Raw genomic sequence first — 18,485 nt, 5'->3', positions numbered from 1 at the left:
TGGGTAAAATAAACAATACTACGAGTATTTATGCAAAATCTACCTTATATCTTCCTAGCGATTCTTCTACAATTTCTTCATAAGGAGAGTTTATCCCACAAACACGAGGGAAACGTCCTCACTTCCATTTCATCATCCTTAAAAAAGTGCAGCGACTAGTAATATATTTCCCATCCTTCGAACTTAATTCGACTTGAATCAGTGTTGGAAGACATACAAACATTTATCCTTAGATTATAAACGTACAAAACAATTAAACGAATAGAGTGGTGTTTTCTTTTTATGGATTTAACTATTTCTCACTTAGAAACTTTAAAATTAAAAGAATTATATGAGTTTGCCCGTCAGCATAAAGTGTCTTACTACAGCAAACTGACCAAAAAAGAACTTATTTTTGCTATTTTAAAAGCACAGGCCGAAAAAGACGGTCTATTGTTCATGGAAGGGGTATTGGAAGTCATCCAATCGGAAGGCTTTGGTTTCCTGCGCCCAATCAACTATTCTCCAAGCTCAGAGGATATCTATATTTCTGCTTCCCAAATCCGTCGTTTTGACTTAAGAAACGGGGACAAGGTTTCTGGTAAAGTACGCCCTCCAAAAGAGAATGAGCGTTATTACGGCCTCCTGCACGTTGAAGCAGTGAATGGTGACGATCCAGAATCCGCAAAAGAACGCGTCCATTTCCCAGCATTGACGCCTTTATATCCTGATCGTCAAATTGTGCTTGAAACAAAGCCTAAAGGTCTTTCTACGCGAATCATGGACTTGATTGCGCCTGTAGGATTTGGGCAACGTGGACTTATCGTTGCTCCGCCTAAAGCGGGTAAAACAATGTTAATCAAGGAAATAGCCAATAGCATTACAACGAATCACCCAGAAGCTGAATTAATTGTCCTTCTGATTGACGAGCGTCCTGAGGAAGTAACCGATATTGAGCGTTCCGTTGCTGGAGACGTTGTAAGCTCCACATTTGATGAAGTACCTGAAAACCACATCAAAGTAGCTGAGCTCGTTCTAGAGCGTGCCTTGCGCCTTGTAGAGCACAAGCGTGATGTTATTATTCTGATGGATAGTATTACTCGTTTAGCGCGTGCATACAACCTTGTAATCCCGCCAAGTGGACGTACACTTTCCGGCGGTATCGACCCTGCCGCATTCCACCGTCCGAAGCGATTCTTCGGTGCTGCGCGTAACATTGAAGAGGGTGGAAGCTTGACGATCCTAGCGACGGCTCTTGTGGACACAGGTTCCCGTATGGATGACGTCATCTATGAGGAGTTCAAAGGTACAGGTAACATGGAGCTTCACCTTGACCGTCAACTTGCAGAACGCCGCATCTTCCCGGCCATCGACATTCGTCGCTCCGGTACACGTAAAGAAGAGCTGCTTATCCCGAAAGACCACCTGGACAAGCTATGGGCTATCCGCAAAACGATGTCCGACTCTCCAGACTTTGCAGAAAAACTATTGCGTAGACTTCGCCAATCCAAAACAAACCAAGAATTCTTCGAAATGCTTGAAGAAGACCAAAAAGCGGGAACGGCAAAACGCTAATAAAATAAAACTCACACGCACCCTTGTTCATTGGGGTGCGTTTTATTGATAGATGATTTCTAGCTGGTGATTGGAGCACAGTGCGAAGACTCCGGCGGGAGGTAGCGGTAGACTTGAGACCCCACAGCGCAGCGAGGAGGCTCAAGCACCGCCCCGCGGAAAGCGAAGCCCAGGGCGGAAATCACCAGCGATGTTATAGTGGAGACTATCTCTCAAGGAAAACATTGGTTGCAATACCTTTAAATATATCTCCAAAAGTAATCTTGCAAAACGTGTCATTAGTTGATATAATTTCTTCAGTGTGTTTTTAAGATAAGTGATGGCGGCTAATATAGCTGGTATCATTTGAATGATAACTCTGTTTCGAAAGACTCAGGGCGAAAAGGAGATGACAAGAATGAAAGCTGGAATTCATCCGGATTACCGTAAAGTTGTATTCATGGACATCAACACTAGTTTCAAATTCATCACAGGTTCTACGATGAAAACAAACGAAACTATTGAATGGGAAGACGGTACTACTTACCCTCTAATCAAAGTTGAGATCTCTTCTGATTCTCACCCATTCTACACTGGACGTCAGAAGCATGCTGCTGCTGATGGACGTGTTGAGCGTTTCAACAAAAAATACGGCCTTAAGTAATAAAGTAAAACAGGCAGGTTATCCTATATCTTGCCTGTTTTTTTACTTCTATTTACATAAACTAGTGCTTAGAAGTCGTTTTTTGGACGGTGCTGCTAAGCACTTTTTATACGTAAAATTATTAAAAAGGAGAGGCCGTATATGTATGTAATGAAGCATTCCGGTTGGGTGGAAGCGATATGTGGCAGCATGTTTTCGGGTAAGTCCGAAGAGCTGATTCGCCGCATGAGACGTTCCCAATTTGCCAAACAGGAAATTCAAGTATTTAAGCCAGCCATCGATAATCGTTATAGTGATGAAGCGGTTGTTTCCCACAACGGAACCTCGATCATAGCGTTGCCTGTTCCGACTTCACAATCGATTCTAGATAAGGTGCTGCCTGAGACAGAAGTGGTCGGTATCGATGAAGTGCAATTTTTCGATGATCAAATCGTAGAAGTGGTGCAGGAATTGGCAAACAGAGGCTATTGTGTGATTGTAGCTGGACTAGACCAGGACTTTCGCGGAGAGCCGTTCGGTAAAATGCCGGAGCTTTTGGCCATTGCGGAATCCGTCACAAAGCTGCAAGCGGTATGTGCTGTCTGTGGATCCCCTGCAAGCCGTACGCAACGTTTAATCAATGGAGAACCGGCTTGCTACGATGACCCAATAATTTTAGTGGGCGCTTCGGAATCATACGAACCTCGCTGTCGTCATCATCATGAAGTTCCTCACAAAGTATCTGTGCTGCAAGAAATGAAAAAATAAATATTTCCTAAATTTAGTCGGTAGATAAAAGAAGAAAGAGGATACGCTAAGAAACAGGAGGTGTTTGCATGAAACATGCAGTCCTGTTATTGGTGATATGCTCTTTTTTTATTAGTGGATGCAGTGGCGAACAACGCTTTGGTGCGGACGAGGATTTTGATGGAGAACGATTGATTGGTGTCAAAAATGATGAACAAGATGGTTTTTATAAGCGAGACCTCGACACAGAGGACTACAACACCAACCAAAATCCCAACTTCCTCGATCTTTCGGAAAATCGCCCTGATTACGGCGACGACGAAAATAAATTTGCTGAAGTGATTCAACTGAACAGTGACCTTAAACCTGGTCCAGTCTACATTACCGGTGACACGGCAAGAGTCACTGCTTATGCGCCGAGCGGCATTTCAAAAGAAGAAAAGAAGCGTGTGCAAAGAAAGCTCAAAGAGAAATTCTTAGAAGTCACTCCCCGCTACCACGTCAAACTGACAATTAAAGAAAGATAAGATGAGCTCGTTCTGATATTCAGGACGGGTTTTGTTTTTGATGGCAGGGTTTAAAGTGAATGGAGGTTATGTTGATTTTGACGCACCATCTAACCTATACTATAATTAGAATGTTGTAGATATAAAAATAATTGCAGATTTTTCTGTATACATTTATAGAGGTGAATGCACGTGTTTGATCGTTTGCAGGCAGTAGAAATGCGTTACGAGAAATTGACGGAGCTTTTGAGTGATCCGGAAGTCATCAGCGATACGAAAAAGTTGCGCGAGTACTCCAAGGAGCAGTCTGATATTCAGGAGACTGTAGAAGCGTACCGTGAATACAAGGCTGTTAAAGAGCAGTTGGATGATGCAAAAGCGATGCTTGAGGATAAATTGGATGCCGATATGCGCGAAATGGTAAAAGAAGAGATTTCTGAGTTGGAAGAGCAACAAGAAAGCTTGGCAGAACGCCTACATATCCTTCTTTTACCGAAGGACCCGAACGACGACAAGAACGTTATCATGGAAATCCGCGGTGCTGCGGGTGGAGATGAGGCCGCGCTGTTTGCAGGCGATCTATACCGTATGTACAGCCGATATGCAGAAGCTCAAGGCTGGAAAACAGAAGTAATGGAAGCTGCGTCTACGGGCGTTGGCGGCTACAAGGAAATCATTTTCATGATCACAGGGAAGGGTGCATATTCCAAGCTGAAATTTGAAAATGGTGCTCACCGCGTGCAACGTGTTCCCGAGACAGAATCAGGCGGACGCATCCATACGTCAACAGCGACGGTAGCCGTATTGCCTGAGGCGGAAGAGGTTGAAATTGAGATTCATGACAAGGACATTCGAGTAGATACATTTGCATCTAGCGGCCCTGGTGGACAATCTGTAAATACGACGATGTCCGCTGTTCGTTTAACGCATATCCCGACAAACACAGTTGTTTCCTGTCAGGACGAGAAGTCTCAGATCAAAAATAAAGAAAAAGCGATGAAAGTTCTTCGTGCCCGCGTGTACGATAAATTCCAACGTGAAGTACAAGCTGAATATGACGCGAACCGTAAGCAGGCGGTAGGTACAGGTGACCGCTCTGAGCGTATTCGTACGTACAACTTCCCGCAAAATCGTGTTACCGACCACCGCATCGGCCTGACCATTCAAAAACTTGATCAGATTCTTCAAGGAAAGCTTCAAGAAGTCATTGATGCTTTGATTATGGAAGACCAAGCGCTAAGAATGGAACAAATGGAAAAATGATGAAGGCAATGAAGGTGTACGAAGCCCTAAACTGGGCTTCTTCTTTTTTAAAAAAGAACGATCGCGACGAAAATGCGGGAGAATTGTTGTTGCGACATCATATGAAATTGGATCGAGCCCAGCTTTTTAGTAGAATGCAAGATATGATGCCAATGGACATGCAAAGCTCTTTCATTTTCAACGTGCATAAACATGTTGCTGGCATTCCCGTGCAGTACTTAATGGGAAAAGAAGAATTCTACGGCCGCAGCTTTTTTGTCAGTGAAGAGGTGTTGATTCCAAGACCTGAGACAGAAGAGTTGGTCGTTGGCGTGTTAGATCGCGTGAAAAAGCATTTTGGAAACGGTTCTGGTTCCGCTGACGAAACATGGAGTGTCGTGGACGTTGGGACAGGAAGCGGTGCGATTGCAATCACACTTGCTTTAGAAAACAGCCTTCTGAACGTGCATGCGACAGATATTGCCGGTGAATCGCTGGAAGTGGCGATGGATAATGCAGAAGCATTGGGCGCGGATGTAGAGTTCCTCCAAGGTGACTTATTGCTTCCATTCATCGAGCAAGATATAAAAGTGGATGTGGTCGTCTCCAATCCTCCCTATATCCCGCAAAAGGAGTATGAAGGATTGTCCACAGTAGTAAAAGATTTTGAACCGTATCGTGCATTGGTTGGCGGTATTTCTGGTTTGGAATTTTACGAACGCTTCATGGACGAGCTGCCGAAAGTGCTGAAGGAACGGGCCATTGTGGCGTTTGAAGTAGGCATGGGACAAGGAGAAGCGGTAAAAGCGTTGTTGGAAAAGACATTTCCTCACAGTGCGGTGGAGGTAGTGTTGGACATCAACGGTAAAGATCGGATGGTTTTTGCTCTAATTGGATGATGTTTTTATTGGGAAAAGAGGAGGGAGCTGCACCTTGCTTGCTTCAGTGAATCTGGGCAAGGTGTTACTGGTTTTCGGTTGATGGAAGAGTGCAGGTTCTTTTAAGCGGTCTAAATCACGCTTCCATTATGGCTCCGTCTTCCTGTTGAGGTCTGGCAAGTGTCAGGCCTCTATTTGTTTTTTCTTCCACAAATTTTACAAATGCTTGGCGGATTTCTTCCTTCTTTTCCGCAGTGCACAGATTGATTAATTGAGACAGGTTCGAATCATACGAAATGGTGCGATGATAATGATGGTAAAATGCTTTACCTGTCATCCATCTGCCGCCTACCAAAATTTCAAACACAATAGGAATGCTGATGTGATTGAATGCACTCTTCATGTCTCCAATGCGGAATGCCTCAATATTACAAGTAAACGATCTCATAAAGCCTATCTTCCTTTCATAAAAAATACATTACTTAAAGTAACCCGTCCTCTTTACATACCCTTATGTCGCATACCTCAAACCCCAAAACTAGCAAACTACCAAAAACCAACGTTAGTGTGGGGGTTCGACGTGGAGAAAGAAAAACCTTTAGGGGTCTGACCCCATATTTTTCGACAATCACACAAGACCACCCACTGCATGGCGCGTTCGACAGGAGGGAGGGATTTCCTGCAAGGGTCTGACCCCTTTATTAAATTTTTTCTCTCTATTTTTTGCATTTTAGTAGTTTAGGATTTTTGTTTTTTGCCTAGACTGTTTGCTAGAGGGGAGTTGGGGGAAATGTTGAAGAAAAATAAAATTACTTTATATATAGTGTTACTTTTTGTGGGGGCTTATCTTTCGCTTTTGGGAGAGCAGGCGACGGCGGGTGCGAATGTAAAGAATGGTGCGATGGTCATTCCGGATGAAGCTATTAGACTTCGCATTCTAGCAAATAGCGATAGTGATCAAGATCAGGAACTAAAAAGAAAGATTCGTGACCGTGTAAATGAGGAAATTACGGTTTGGGTGGAAGGGTTGACTTCCATGGAAAATGCTCGTGAAGTGATTACCGGCAACATGGATCAAATCGAAAAGATCGTACAAGAGGTAATGGCAGAAGAAGGACTGGTTCAAACTTATAATGTAGACTTTGGCAGAGTGGATTTTCCAACGAAAATGTACGGAAAATTTATCTATCCTGCAGGAGATTATGAAGCAATTTTGATTACACTTGGGGAAGGTACTGGAGCGAATTGGTGGTGCGTATTGTTCCCGCCACTGTGTTTCCTGGACTTTTCAAACGGAGAAGCAACGGCAAGTCCTTTTGAGGAAGAGGAAATGGAAGTATCCGGAGAAACGGCAGAAAGCACTGCGACAACGGCAAAGTCTGACACTAAAACGAATGCACAGGACTTTCTTGTAAATGAAGAACCGGAAGAAGTGGAAGTAGAATTTTTCCTAGTAGAGATTCTATCATCCCTATGGAATAAAGTTACGGCGTAAGGTTCTACTTTTTCATCTCTCTCAATAGAGTAGTATTAGAAAACTACTAGAAGAGGTGAAATAAATGAAAGTATTACGATCAGCCACACAAGATGACCTTTGGGCATTGCAAGTATTTTTAAGAAGAGCAAATATAAATATAGTGGATTTGGAAGATAAGATAGAGGATTTTATCATTCTTGAAGAAGAGAATGAGGGGATTTGCGGGACCATTGGAATAGAAGAGTATGGAAATGCAGGGCTTTTGCGCTCGCTTGTGATTGGTCCGTCCGTCAAGCAGTTTCAGTTATTGCAAATGTTTGAGCATACCCAGCAGCATGCCAGAAAAAAAGGATTAGAGCAGCTCTACTTAGTTACCAACAAAAATAATTTCATCCAATTTTTCGAACTGCTCAACTTTTATCCACAACCTATTCACAACGCACCCCAAACCATGCTCGCATCCGACTTCTTCCAAGAAATCACCCAACAAGAAGGATGCACACTTATGGTGTGTGAGTTAAAGGGTCAGACCCCTTAGCAGTGAGGTAACGCATTAACGCGGAGCGGGTCAGACCCCTTATCACCAAGGTAACGCATTAACGCGGAGCGGGTCAGACCCCCTTTACACTTAAATCCACATTACCCACAGAGTTATCCACGGTTTGGCGAGGCTTTATCCACAGTTTGTGGATAAGGCTTGTGTTATTTGTGGAAGTTCTTTATACTTTCAGGTGAAATGCTTACATATTAACATGTTAATAGATTGTAGAATGAGGGATAGTAAATGGAAACGAAATTATGGGCTGTGGATAAAGAAGAACCATTACTAAATAGTTATCCACAGATTGTGGAAGCGGCCAGTTTACTGAAAGAAAATGAAGTGGTGGCTTTCCCGACAGAGACGGTCTATGGTCTTGGGGCCAATGCCTTGTCAGATCAGGCTGTATTGAAGATTTTTGAAGCAAAGGGCCGTCCTAGTGACAACCCGCTTATCGTGCATATATCAAAATTAGAACAACTTAAAAACCTTGTGGATAACGTACCAGAATCTGCCCATAAGTTAATGGATGCTTTTTGGCCAGGGCCGCTTACTTTGGTTCTTCCAAAGAAAGAGGGCGTTTCACATTATGTGACGGCTGGACTTGAAACACTTGCTGTCCGTATGCCAGATCATGAGGTGGCGCGCGCGTTGATGGAAGTATCGGGACTTCCGCTTGCAGCACCGAGTGCAAACTTATCTGGAAAACCAAGTCCAACTACTGCCAAGCATGTGGAGGAAGATTTAATCCACAGGATTGCCGGAATTGTGGATGGAGGAGCAACAGGTGTGGGGCTTGAGTCTACCGTGGTGGATTGCACGACAGAGATCCCGGTAATCCTAAGGCCGGGTGGCGTGACAAAGGAAGAACTGGAGAAAGTAGTAGGTAAAGTGGACGTAGACCCTGCTTTATTTTCGCAAGATGAGCAACATAAACCTAAGTCCCCTGGGATGAAATACACGCATTATGCACCTGTTGCGCCGGTGTATCTGGTCGAGGGAAGCGAAAGTTTCTTGCAGCAAACGATCACAGATGCTCAACAAAAAGGGCAAAAGGTAGGGGTTCTCGCAACAGAAGAGACCATCACACAAATAAATACAACAGATCTTACCACCATAGCCTGTGGTACGAAAACAGATCTTACCACCGTAGCGAGCCAATTGTACGACGGCCTACGCGCGTTTAATGCGACAGATGTGGACGTAATCTTTAGTGAGACTTTCCCAAGAGACGGAGTAGGTGCGGCGATTATGAACCGACTGGAAAAAGCCGCTGGACATAAGTTTATAAAAGAATAATCCAAAGGACCTTTGTAACAACGGGGTCCTTTTTTGTTCCAATTTTCCTTCTATTCCCGAAGGCTTGTGCATATCTTGAAGTAGACAAGTCCTAAGGGGAGGCAGAGCATGGGGATTACGTTTGGGGAATTCATGACACTATTATTGATGGCGATTGCGCTCGGGATGGATGCTTTTTCCGTTGGGATTGGGATGGGTATGATAAAGCTGAGATTGCGACAGATCTTTTACATAGGGGTTACCATTGGAATTTTTCATATTTTCATGCCGCTTGGAGGAATGGCGGTGGGGAAGGTGCTGTCAGAGGAATTCGGCTCGATTGCGACGTTAATTGGAGGGTTGCTCCTTGTGTTGCTTGGCGTGCAGATGATGTTTTCCTCTTTTAAAGAAGAGAACGGGCCTATGATTTCTCCTGTTGGAGTGGGTTTATTCGTTTTTGCGCTGAGTGTGAGTTTGGATAGTTTTTCGGTCGGACTTAGCCTGGGAATTTACGGTGCGAGAACCTTATTAACCATATTCCTGTTTGGAGCGGTGAGCATGTTGTTGACGTGGATGGGGCTTATTTTCGGCAGGAAGTTGCAGGGGTGGCTCGGGTCTTACAGCGAAGCGCTTGGTGGCAGTATTTTACTAGGGTTTGGAATTAAGTTGTTGTTTTTTGTGTGAAGATAAAAGGCCTGTAGCGGGTCTTTTTTATTTTATCCTCTTGAAAAGTCGACGGTTATGCCGACATAACAAGAGAGAGGACCTTTATGACTATTTCTTCTTTCTTTTCGTTTATAATAAAAGGAAAAGGAGGAATCAGAAAATGAATGTATTATTTGTGTGTACGGGAAATACGTGCCGGAGTCCGATGGCTGCTGCGATCTTGGCAAGTCGTGACATGAAGGGTGTCGAGGTTAAATCCGCGGGTGTATTTGCGATGCCAGGTAGTGAAGCTTCCAGTCAGGCGCAGGAAGTGTTACAAGAAAAGGGATTGCCGGTTGAACATCAGTCTACCCAGGTCTCGGATGGGTTGATTAAGTGGGCCGATTACATTTTCACCATGACAGCACAACATAAAATGTTGCTCGAAAACAGCTATCCTAACAGCTTGGGGAAGACATATACCTTAAAGGGGTTTGCTGAGCAAAGTGGAGAAGTAATGGATCCATACGGTGGCACGGTTGAGACGTATCGCGCGACATTCGAAGAGCTTCAAAACGTCATAGAGTCCATAGTAGAAAAAATAAAATAGCACTCATGCAGGCTGCCATATGAGAAAGAGATCTCTGTGCGGACCATGCATGGAGGAGGAAGTACGATGGGGGAAAACGGGAAATATAAGTTTGGGTTACGTTACAAGCTCGTGTTGTTTACAACGATTTTAGCAGTCATCACGTATACGGTCAGTGGATTTTTCATTTATTTCTTAGTGGATTATGTGAAAGGATTTATGGGGGCAAGCCTCTTCACTGTCCTTACATTGGTACTTGGAATTGTATGGTCTGGGATTCTCGCTTTTTTTGCTTCAAAATATATTACTAAACCATTGCAACAACTAGAAGAGGTTGCTCAAAAAGCAGCAAATGGGGATTTATCTGAAGATGTGCCGGTTTCCAACTCGCGTGATGAGATCAGTGCGGTCGGGGATGCGTTCAACCTCATGTTACATAACTTGCGGGACATGGTAAAAACCATTAACGAAACATTTGAAAAAACGAATGAAAAAGTGGAAGAAATAAGCAATGTCTCCATGCAGGCTTCTGAGCAGGCTGAAAATATTTCTTTTACAATCGAAGAGATTGCAAAAGGGGCAGAAAGTTCCGCTGCTTCTATTCAAGATACGGCCGAATCGGTGGATGAGGTCATTAAAATTGCCGATGAAGTGCATGAAAAAGCTACGTCCTCCCAGCAGCTTTCTGAAGAAATGGTGAAGGACCTTGATGAAAGCAAGGAAGTTATTCATTCTCTTGTTTCCGGTATTCAGAAGCTTGCAGGCGAAAATCAGACGTCCTTAAAGACAGTGGAACGCCTTGAAAAGAATGCAAAAGAAGTAGAAAATATCATTTCACTTGTTGGGGATATTGCTGGTCAGACAAACCTATTGGCGCTAAACGCATCCATTGAAGCTGCAAGGGCAGGAGAGCATGGACGCGGCTTTGCGGTGGTTGCGGAAGAGGTCCGTTCCTTGGCGGATGAAAGTGCCAAAGCGGTGCAAGGAATATCTGAACTGATCAAAAACATTCAAGAAGAAGTGAAAAACGTTGTAACGCAGATCACAGGGCAAGTGAAAGCGGCAAATGCGGAAGCAGAAAAAGGTACAGCAACGAATACGGTCATTGCCGAAATGACCACTTCTGTATTAGAGGTTGCGGCATCTGTTAAACAAATCGCAAGCCTTGTGGACCGCCAGATGGACAGCATCCAAACGACAGCACGTCAGTCTCAAGAAGTGGCAGCAATTGCCGAAGAAACCTCTGCAGGAGCGGAAGAAGTAACGGCTACCACCCAAGAACAGGCAAGCATGATTGCGGATGTAGAGAAAATATCCCAAGAGCTTGCGGGTCAGGCGAGCAACTTGAAGCGGATGATATCAAGGTTTAAAGTGTAATATGATTAGCTTGGGCACTTAGTTGCTCGGGCTTTTTTGTTGGAGAAAATAGGACGTGAACATCCTAATGGATTTTTTTGCATTAGACGGGTAAGATGTACATATAAAAGAATCATTCGAATAGGGGATGAAAATATGAGAGTGGCAATTGCTTCAGATCACGGTGGGATCAACATCCGTGAGGAGATAAAAGGATTATTAAAAGAAATGAACATAGAGTTTGAAGACTTCGGGTGTGAGTGTGAGACTTCTGTAGATTATCCAGATTATGCCCAGCCAGTGGCGATGAAAGTGGCAGAAGGTGAATTTGACCGTGGTATCTTAATCTGCGGAACAGGAATTGGAATGTCGATTGCGGCGAACAAAGTAAAAGGCATTCGTTGTGCGCTTGTGCACGATATGTTCAGTGCGAAAGCAACGCGCGAACACAATGACACCAATGTCTTGGCAATGGGGGAACGTGTCATCGGACCTGGGCTTGCCCGTGAGATTGCAAAGATCTGGCTGACAACAGAATTTGAAGGCGGACGCCACGAAAACCGTGTGAATAAGATTCATCAGTTGGAGAAGTAACATGATGCATTTAGAGTGGAAAGAACAGTTGGAGCAGGTGCTACATGACTTGCAGGATCAGGCAGGGTTGAAAAAGGGCCAGATTCTAGTGGTAGGTTGCAGTACTAGTGAAGTGATCGGTGAAAAAATAGGAACAGCCGGAACGGAAGGTGTCGCTGAAACACTTTTTGCCGTGTTGAATGAGTTTTGTGAAAAGACAGGTGTCGAGCTTGCCTTTCAATGTTGTGAACATTTGAATCGCGCGCTTGTAATAGAAAGAGAAACAGCATGTAGACGTGGATTAGATGAAGTAACAGTTATCCCGGTGAGACATGCAGGTGGTGCTATGGCATCTTACGCCTTTCACAAAATGAAAGATGCGGTGATGGTTGAACACATCAAAGCGGACGCAGGCATCGATATTGGGGACACGCTTATCGGCATGCACCTCAAACACGTCGCTGTCCCAGTGCGCAGCTCGGTTAAATCCATCGGCAACGCCCACATCACCATGGCAAAAACCCGCCCCAAACTCATCGGCGGCGCCAGAGCAACCTACGAAATTTCCACAACAGAAACAAAATAAACAAAAATGGGTCGGCCTTCGACATGGATGACGAAAATCCTTTGAGGGTCTGACCCCTTTTCGTTATTTTTTATTTTCACGAAAGTTTTTCTAAGTAAGCGCTATCAATCTTCCTTTTCTGTTTCTATCTATTGTCCATCGTGATAAGATGGAGGAGGTAAAGGTTGAAAAGCCGAATGTAGTAGTTTTTTAGACATTTTAAATTTGATGTTCATACTTAAAGGGGGATTCCGAAAGTGAAATTAGCACAACAGGATCAGCAATTGTTTCAATCCATCCAGGATGAATTGGCAAGACAACGCACGAAAATCGAGTTGATTGCTTCTGAGAACTTTGTGAGTGAAGCGGTTATGGAGGCTCAAGGATCTGTACTGACGAATAAATATGCAGAAGGGTACCCAGGTCGTCGCTATTACGGAGGTTGTGAACACGTAGATGTAGCGGAGAACATTGCCCGTGACCGTGCGAAGGAAATTTTCGGAGCCGAGCATGCAAATGTTCAACCACACTCTGGTGCCCAAGCGAATATGGCGGTTTATTTTACCATTCTAGAACAGGGCGACACGGTCCTTGGGATGAACCTTTCCCACGGTGGCCATTTAACGCACGGAAGCCCGGTTAACTTTAGTGGTATTCAATATAATTTTGTGGAGTATGGAGTGGACAAAGACTCTCATACTATTAACTATGAAGATGTGGCAGATAAAGCAAGACTGCACAAACCGAAGCTAATCGTTGCTGGTGCAAGTGCATACCCGCGTGCGATTGATTTCGCGAAGTTCCGTGAAATCGCAGATGAAGTAGGAGCTTACTTGATGGTCGACATGGCGCATATTGCCGGTCTTGTTGCTGCTGGTCTTCACCAAAATCCGGTTCCTTATGCGGATTTCGTTACAACAACCACTCATAAAACGTTGCGTGGACCTCGTGGTGGGATGATTCTTTGTAAAGAAGAATGGGCAAAGAAAATTGATAAGTCCATTTTCCCTGGTCTTCAGGGTGGTCCGCTTATGCATGTGATCGCAGCTAAAGCTGTTGCATTTGGCGAAGCACTGCAACCGGAATTCAAAGACTATGCGCAAAAAATCATCGACAATGCTCACCGCTTGGCGGAAGCACTGAAAAATGAGGGCCTTTCTCTTGTTTCGAACGGAACAGACAACCATCTTTTACTTGTGGACGTACGCTCTCTTTCCATCACAGGGAAAATTGCAGAAAAAGTGTTGGATGAAGTAGGAATCACCGTGAACAAAAACACAATTCCTTTCGATCCGGAAAGCCCGTTTGTAACAAGTGGAATCCGTATTGGTACGGCAGCTGTCACAAGCCGTGGCTTCACACAGGAAGATATGGATGAAATTGCGTCCATCATTGCCTTCACATTGAAGAATCACGAAGATGAAACGAAACTGGAAGAAGCAAAAGCTCGTGTAGAAGCAGTTTCTGGAAAATATGAATTGTATCCTTCTTTAGGATAAAATGTTTGGGAGAGAGGTCTGAGGTTAGACCTCTCTTTTTTGTAGAAAAATAACTTGAATCAAACCTGCTTTTTCTGTAGAATCAATGGAAGTGTGATTTGAGAGCCGGAAAAGCTTTAATAATTACCGGCTAGACATGATAAAAGGAGAGATTTCGAATGGCAAAAGTGTACGTATTTGATCACCCGTTAATTCAGCACAAACTTACATACATCCGCGACAAAAAAACAGGTACGAAAGAGTTTCGTGAACTAGTTGATGAAGTGGCAAGTTTAATGGCATTCGAGATAACCCGTGACCTTCCGCTTGAGGAAGTGGACGTGGAAACACCGGTTTCTATTTCAAAATCAAACGTATTAGCAGGGAAAAAGTTAGGAATCGTTCCCATTCTTCGTGCAGGTCTTGGCATGGTAGAAGGAATGTTAAAGTTGATTCCAGCGGCAAAAGTTGGACATGTCGGCTTATACCGCGATCCAGAGACGCTTCAACCTGTTGAATATTATGTAAAATTACCATCGGACGTAGAAGAGCGCGACTTCATTGTAGTCGATCCAATGCTTGCAACGGGCGGATCTGCAATCGAAGCAATTCACTCTCTGAAAAAACGTGGCGCGAAAAACATTAAATTCATGTGCTTAATCGCTGCCCCTGAAGGTGTGGAATTACTTAAAGAAGCGCACCCTGACGTAGATATCTACATCGCAGCGCTTGACGAAAAACTAAACGAAAAAGGCTACATTGTCCCAGGTCTAGGAGATGCTGGCGACAGATTATACGGAACAAAATAAATGATTTGTGATGAAGGCTGTTTGGAGATTTTGTGAGATCTCTAAACAGCCTTTTTTATTGGTTTGCGCGTGGGAATATATGGATTCTTGATAATTTGACTTGTTTATTTGTATACTTCTCCTGTTTATTTGACTAATTTCCTTGCCTTTTTGACTAATTCCGCCGTTTTTTTGACTAATTCACACACCTCTACACTTAACCTATCGAACTTCCCACACAATTCCACCTCATGCATAATCCCTCTTCAATAACAAATGCTACATATCAGAGGTGAAGGACGTGAAACTAGGGAAATTATTATTTTGTATTGGACTTACTGTGCTGCTGGTGACAACTACTCTAGTGCAGCCGTTAATAAATACAACAGCAGCCACAAACATACGCACAATCGACTCACTACATACCACCAATGCCACTAACATTCCCAAATACCCAAAACGGCCGCCACTTCCGGTAAGCCAAGACAACAAACTGGAGGAACAGACGGTTATTTTAATCGTGGAGGAAAATAGCCAAGACTCCGTGAAAAATATAATCCAACAACAATATCCCAACCTGAAGATAAAGCGGACATATACGGCAGTCTTTAAGGGCTTTGCCGTCCACGGCCCGCTCAAAGATCTTGAAAAGCTTCAAAACGAAAAAGGAATCCTGGAAGTTTCTCCAGTCACCAATTACACCCCCAACATCGATGAAAGTGTGCCTTTTATTGGGGGAGAGAAGATACATCGCCTCTTTGACAAAGAAGGGAATCGTCTCACCGGAAAAGGTGTGAAGGTCGGAATCATTGACACTGGCATTGATTACACGCACCCTGACCTCCGGGATAATTATGCAGGCGGTTATGACTTTGTCGACGAGGACAACGATCCGATGGAGACAAAGCGGTCTCAAGGAATGCCAACTCTTCATGGCACCCATGTGGCGGGGATAGTCGGGGCAAACGGCCATCTTCATGGCGTGGCGCCGGAAGTGGAACTTATAGCGTACCGAGTTCTTGGTCCAGGCGGACATGGTTCAAGTGAGCACGTAATCGCCGCCATCGAGATGGCCATTCACGACAAGGTGGACGTGTTAAATCTTTCACTCGGAAACACCATTAACGGTCCTGATTGGCCGACAAGTCTTGCACTCAATAGAGCCGTAGAACATGGTGTCGTGGCAGTCACTTCAAGTGGCAACTCCGGTCCAAACCTTTGGACAGTCGGATCCCCCGGGACTTCATCTGAGGCTATCTCGGTCGGAGCCTCCACTCCGCCGCTTCACATTCCGCACCTGTCACCTATTTTTTCAAAAAGAGAAATAGAAATGCTTCCCCTGCAAGGCTCACTGCCATGGGATTTTCCGACCAAGCCGATGAGCATGGTGTATGCAGGACTTGGGGAAGAAAAAGATTGGGAGGGCAAAAAAATCGAAGGGAAAATAGTGCTGCTCGAACGCGGCAAAATCCCTTTTTCCGAAAAGGCACATCATGCTAAGATGCGTGGAGCGGCTGGTGTAGTTATTTACAATAACCTGGAGGGCAATTTTACGGGAACATTAGAAGTCGAGATGGATATGCCGGTTGTTTCTATCTCAAAAGAAGACGGGTTATTTTTGAAAAAGCATTTGAAAAGAAGTTTCTCCATGGTAAAGACGACGTTCAAATGGCACAAAGATGACATTGCCAGTTTTAGCTCACGCGGGCCGGTGACACATACTTGGGAAATTAAGCCCGATGTGGTCGCACCTGGTGTCGCAATTGACAGTACCATCCCTAACGGCTATCTCGCGCTTCAAGGCACCAGCATGGCCGCGCCTCATGTGGCAGGGGCGAGTGCACTCATCATTCAAGCTCATCCGGATTGGACGCCACAACAGGTAAAGGCCGCCTTAATGAATACGACAAAGCCTCTTATTAAAGAAGATGGATCAAGTTATTCTGTCTTGGAGCAAGGAACGGGACGTATCCAACTGGAGGAAGCCATCCAAACGAACAGCCTTGTGTATCCGGGTTCCCTGAATTTTGGAATGCTAGAGAAGAAGCAAACGCGAACGCAAAAAGAAGTTCCGATTACCATCGAAAACGTCTCAAACAAAGAAGTCACCTATTCCATAGACACACCAAAGCAGCAAAAAGGAGTGCAGTGGAAGATGCCAATCACCTTCACTCTCCAACCAAAAGAAAAACGTGAAACAATGATTACCCTAGACATCACTCCAAATCAGCAGAAGGCAGGGATGCATGAGGGGGAAGTCGTTGTGAACGCAAACAGCCAAAAGATTCGCCTGCCTTTCCTCTATATAATAGAAGAACCCAATTACCCGCGTATCATGGGCTTTCAGTTCGGTTATGGAGATAAAGAAGGCGAATATCAATATGAGGTGTATTTACCAGAGGGTGCAGAGGAGCTTGGAATAGCTCTTTATGAAGCAGATACACTCCACTTCATCGACTATCTTGACTGGGAGCGGGACCTCCCTCGTGGACTATATAAAAATCAGATCCCGGCAGATCGTGTGAAAGTAAAAGGTCTGGTGAAAGCAGTCGTCTTTGCCAAGAAGCTGGACAAGGAAGATACCGTGGAAGCCGATCTTTACTTTGAGTGAACTGGGTCATAGGGGACAGGCACGCTGACCCAAAGAGACACTTTTGTCGAACACTGTCAAGCAACACAACCTGAAACAACGGAATAGTCACATAATGTTCACAATCGACAAACTTAACCTATATGTCATATGTGATAAAATAATGTTATACAACAGCCGAATGAGGAAAACTGTTCATCATTTGGCTGTTTTTTTACTGCGAAAAATACATAGTGGAAAGCTGGTTGAAAGAGAAATCTTACCACTGAAAAGAATGTCGATTTTTCCTTAGAACACATTGACATTGACAAAGTGCTATTGTATGCTTACAAAGGGTATAAAATGATAGGGTTTTCATAGGTTTTCAAAAACCAATTTTATACATATTTAGCATCGATTTATCAGTAAGACCTCTAAACTTTACCGCATGTAAAACGGGGTGTTTTCTATGGAAGATAAACGCCGCCCATTCCAAGCAATGGCTTTGATGTCCGGAATCCTTTCCTACTTAGTTGGTCCCACCTTAGTCGGATTATTTGCAGGAAGATGGCTGGATGGAGAAATTGGTACCGAACCATTGTTCCTTATTATTGGACTTCTTTTAGGACTAGCAGCTGGTGTAATAGGAGTATTATACCTGGTCCAAAAATTCTTCTCAGGAGAGTCATAAATATGCCCGAATCAACCGAACAGTTTATGAGGCATATGAAGTATTTCTTATTTTTTCTTGCCTTTTTTGTACTAGGTTGGGGAGTTACCCCATACCAAGAATGGTTCCTTGGTTTGATCCTTGGGACGGTGATAAGTATTTACAGCCACTGGTTGCTGCACAAGAAAGTGAAGAAATTCACGGAAGCGGTTGCCGAAGGAGGAAAAGCTGTCACATTAGGTTCTTTTTCAAGAATGGCCGCCGCCATACTCGGTGTGGTCATCGCTATGAGATATCCAGAAACTCTGAATCTCTACGGCGTCATCATAGGGATTATGACATCCTATATTGTCATTATCATAGATTCATTTGTAACACTCTTTAAAGCAGTGGGGAAGAGAGGTGAGTAG

At 44.1% G+C, this 18,485-nt stretch carries 20 protein-coding genes; 19 read left to right on the top strand and 1 reads right to left on the bottom strand.

From position 1 onward, the window contains the following. Nucleotides 1-282: 282 nt before the first annotated feature. The 6 genes from rho to prmC all read left to right on the top strand — a co-directional run bounded on the left by rho (nucleotide 283) and on the right by prmC (nucleotide 5,570). Entirely contained in the window at nucleotides 283-1,554 is a 1,272-nt protein-coding gene (gene rho / locus AAV98_RS05880; protein ID WP_060664634.1) for a transcription termination factor Rho, read from the top strand. A 397-nt stretch (nucleotides 1,555-1,951) separates the two neighbouring features. Further along, the gene (locus AAV98_RS05875; RefSeq protein WP_010200435.1) at nucleotides 1,952-2,197 is read left to right on the top strand and encodes a type B 50S ribosomal protein L31; all 246 of its coding nucleotides are present in this window, start codon (nucleotides 1,952-1,954) and stop codon (nucleotides 2,195-2,197) included. A 141-nt stretch (nucleotides 2,198-2,338) separates the two neighbouring features. Continuing rightward, on the top strand, nucleotides 2,339-2,944 hold the full coding sequence (locus AAV98_RS05870) for a thymidine kinase (RefSeq protein ID WP_060664633.1): 606 nt from the start codon (nucleotides 2,339-2,341) through the stop codon (nucleotides 2,942-2,944). 68 nt (nucleotides 2,945-3,012) lie between these two features. Next, complete coding sequence (locus AAV98_RS05865; RefSeq protein ID WP_060664632.1) at nucleotides 3,013-3,450, top strand: hypothetical protein; 438 nt, start codon at nucleotides 3,013-3,015, stop codon at nucleotides 3,448-3,450. Between the two features lie 171 nt (nucleotides 3,451-3,621). Further along, nucleotides 3,622-4,692: a peptide chain release factor 1 gene (gene prfA, locus AAV98_RS05860; RefSeq protein WP_060664631.1), complete on the top strand. Its 1,071-nt coding sequence runs from the start codon at nucleotides 3,622-3,624 to the stop codon at nucleotides 4,690-4,692. 8 nt (nucleotides 4,693-4,700) lie between these two features. Next, on the top strand, nucleotides 4,701-5,570 hold the full coding sequence (gene prmC, locus AAV98_RS05855; protein ID WP_060664660.1) for a peptide chain release factor N(5)-glutamine methyltransferase: 870 nt from the start codon (nucleotides 4,701-4,703) through the stop codon (nucleotides 5,568-5,570). Between the two features lie 115 nt (nucleotides 5,571-5,685). On the opposite strand, the gene AAV98_RS05850 is transcribed toward prmC, so the two are convergent. Next, complete coding sequence (locus AAV98_RS05850) at nucleotides 5,686-5,997, bottom strand: hypothetical protein (protein ID WP_060664630.1); 312 nt, start codon at nucleotides 5,995-5,997, stop codon at nucleotides 5,686-5,688. Between the two features lie 342 nt (nucleotides 5,998-6,339). Here AAV98_RS05850 and spoIIR point away from each other — a divergent pair, with 342 nt between their 5' ends. The 13 genes from spoIIR to AAV98_RS05785 all read left to right on the top strand — a co-directional run bounded on the left by spoIIR (nucleotide 6,340) and on the right by AAV98_RS05785 (nucleotide 18,485). Beyond that, nucleotides 6,340-7,044 (top strand): stage II sporulation protein R, encoded by a 705-nt coding sequence (gene spoIIR, locus AAV98_RS05845; protein ID WP_060664629.1) that lies wholly within the window; start codon nucleotides 6,340-6,342, stop codon nucleotides 7,042-7,044. A 64-nt stretch (nucleotides 7,045-7,108) separates the two neighbouring features. Next, nucleotides 7,109-7,564 carry a GNAT family N-acetyltransferase gene (locus AAV98_RS05840; protein WP_060664628.1) on the top strand — a complete coding sequence of 152 codons (456 nt, stop codon included), beginning with the start codon at nucleotides 7,109-7,111 and terminating at the stop codon, nucleotides 7,562-7,564. Between the two features lie 246 nt (nucleotides 7,565-7,810). After that, the gene (locus AAV98_RS05835; protein WP_060664627.1) at nucleotides 7,811-8,863 is read left to right on the top strand and encodes an L-threonylcarbamoyladenylate synthase; all 1,053 of its coding nucleotides are present in this window, start codon (nucleotides 7,811-7,813) and stop codon (nucleotides 8,861-8,863) included. Between the two features lie 108 nt (nucleotides 8,864-8,971). Further along, nucleotides 8,972-9,526 (top strand): manganese efflux pump MntP, encoded by a 555-nt coding sequence (locus tag AAV98_RS05830; RefSeq protein WP_060664626.1) that lies wholly within the window; start codon nucleotides 8,972-8,974, stop codon nucleotides 9,524-9,526. Between the two features lie 142 nt (nucleotides 9,527-9,668). Beyond that, a complete protein-coding gene (locus AAV98_RS05825; protein WP_060664625.1) occupies nucleotides 9,669-10,097 on the top strand; it encodes a low molecular weight protein arginine phosphatase in 429 nt (142 codons plus the stop codon). Nucleotides 10,098-10,163: 66 nt separating this feature from the next. Then, nucleotides 10,164-11,453: a methyl-accepting chemotaxis protein gene (locus AAV98_RS05820; RefSeq protein WP_060664624.1), complete on the top strand. Its 1,290-nt coding sequence runs from the start codon at nucleotides 10,164-10,166 to the stop codon at nucleotides 11,451-11,453. Between the two features lie 135 nt (nucleotides 11,454-11,588). Beyond that, entirely contained in the window at nucleotides 11,589-12,026 is a 438-nt protein-coding gene (gene rpiB / locus AAV98_RS05815) for a ribose 5-phosphate isomerase B (protein ID WP_060664623.1), read from the top strand. Nucleotide 12,027: 1 nt separating this feature from the next. Beyond that, complete coding sequence (locus tag AAV98_RS05810; protein WP_060664622.1) at nucleotides 12,028-12,591, top strand: TIGR01440 family protein; 564 nt, start codon at nucleotides 12,028-12,030, stop codon at nucleotides 12,589-12,591. A 236-nt stretch (nucleotides 12,592-12,827) separates the two neighbouring features. After that, nucleotides 12,828-14,069: a serine hydroxymethyltransferase gene (gene glyA / locus AAV98_RS05805; RefSeq protein ID WP_082380789.1), complete on the top strand. Its 1,242-nt coding sequence runs from the start codon at nucleotides 12,828-12,830 to the stop codon at nucleotides 14,067-14,069. 158 nt (nucleotides 14,070-14,227) lie between these two features. After that, nucleotides 14,228-14,857: a uracil phosphoribosyltransferase gene (upp, locus tag AAV98_RS05800; protein ID WP_060664620.1), complete on the top strand. Its 630-nt coding sequence runs from the start codon at nucleotides 14,228-14,230 to the stop codon at nucleotides 14,855-14,857. Between the two features lie 280 nt (nucleotides 14,858-15,137). Next, nucleotides 15,138-17,447 (top strand): S8 family serine peptidase, encoded by a 2,310-nt coding sequence (locus AAV98_RS05795; protein WP_060664619.1) that lies wholly within the window; start codon nucleotides 15,138-15,140, stop codon nucleotides 17,445-17,447. Between the two features lie 427 nt (nucleotides 17,448-17,874). After that, entirely contained in the window at nucleotides 17,875-18,096 is a 222-nt protein-coding gene (locus tag AAV98_RS05790) for an AtpZ/AtpI family protein (protein WP_060664618.1), read from the top strand. A gap of 2 nt (nucleotides 18,097-18,098) precedes the next feature. Beyond that, nucleotides 18,099-18,485: an ATP synthase subunit I gene (locus tag AAV98_RS05785; protein WP_060664617.1), complete on the top strand. Its 387-nt coding sequence runs from the start codon at nucleotides 18,099-18,101 to the stop codon at nucleotides 18,483-18,485.

This window comes from Bacillus sp. CHD6a, assembly GCF_001293645.1.
Taxonomy (GTDB): domain Bacteria; phylum Bacillota; class Bacilli; order Bacillales; family Bacillaceae_I; genus Sutcliffiella_A.
Note: the sequence above shows the minus strand (reverse complement) of the source record. Positions and strands in the feature narration are given on the sequence as shown.

Coding starts and splice junctions, on each gene's coding strand:
- rho (WP_060664634.1), top strand. CDS start 283: ATGGATTTAACTATTTCTCACTTAGAAACTTTAAAATTAAAAGAATTA.
- AAV98_RS05875 (WP_010200435.1), top strand. CDS start 1,952: ATGAAAGCTGGAATTCATCCGGATTACCGTAAAGTTGTATTCATGGAC.
- AAV98_RS05870 (WP_060664633.1), top strand. CDS start 2,339: ATGTATGTAATGAAGCATTCCGGTTGGGTGGAAGCGATATGTGGCAGC.
- AAV98_RS05865 (WP_060664632.1), top strand. CDS start 3,013: ATGAAACATGCAGTCCTGTTATTGGTGATATGCTCTTTTTTTATTAGT.
- prmC (WP_060664660.1), top strand. CDS start 4,701: ATGAAGGTGTACGAAGCCCTAAACTGGGCTTCTTCTTTTTTAAAAAAG.
- AAV98_RS05850 (WP_060664630.1), bottom strand. CDS start 5,997: ATGAGATCGTTTACTTGTAATATTGAGGCATTCCGCATTGGAGACATG.
- spoIIR (WP_060664629.1), top strand. CDS start 6,340: ATGTTGAAGAAAAATAAAATTACTTTATATATAGTGTTACTTTTTGTG.
- AAV98_RS05840 (WP_060664628.1), top strand. CDS start 7,109: ATGAAAGTATTACGATCAGCCACACAAGATGACCTTTGGGCATTGCAA.
- AAV98_RS05835 (WP_060664627.1), top strand. CDS start 7,811: ATGGAAACGAAATTATGGGCTGTGGATAAAGAAGAACCATTACTAAAT.
- AAV98_RS05830 (WP_060664626.1), top strand. CDS start 8,972: ATGGGGATTACGTTTGGGGAATTCATGACACTATTATTGATGGCGATT.
- AAV98_RS05825 (WP_060664625.1), top strand. CDS start 9,669: ATGAATGTATTATTTGTGTGTACGGGAAATACGTGCCGGAGTCCGATG.
- AAV98_RS05820 (WP_060664624.1), top strand. CDS start 10,164: ATGGGGGAAAACGGGAAATATAAGTTTGGGTTACGTTACAAGCTCGTG.
- rpiB (WP_060664623.1), top strand. CDS start 11,589: ATGAGAGTGGCAATTGCTTCAGATCACGGTGGGATCAACATCCGTGAG.
- AAV98_RS05810 (WP_060664622.1), top strand. CDS start 12,028: ATGATGCATTTAGAGTGGAAAGAACAGTTGGAGCAGGTGCTACATGAC.
- upp (WP_060664620.1), top strand. CDS start 14,228: ATGGCAAAAGTGTACGTATTTGATCACCCGTTAATTCAGCACAAACTT.
- AAV98_RS05790 (WP_060664618.1), top strand. CDS start 17,875: ATGGAAGATAAACGCCGCCCATTCCAAGCAATGGCTTTGATGTCCGGA.
- AAV98_RS05785 (WP_060664617.1), top strand. CDS start 18,099: ATGCCCGAATCAACCGAACAGTTTATGAGGCATATGAAGTATTTCTTA.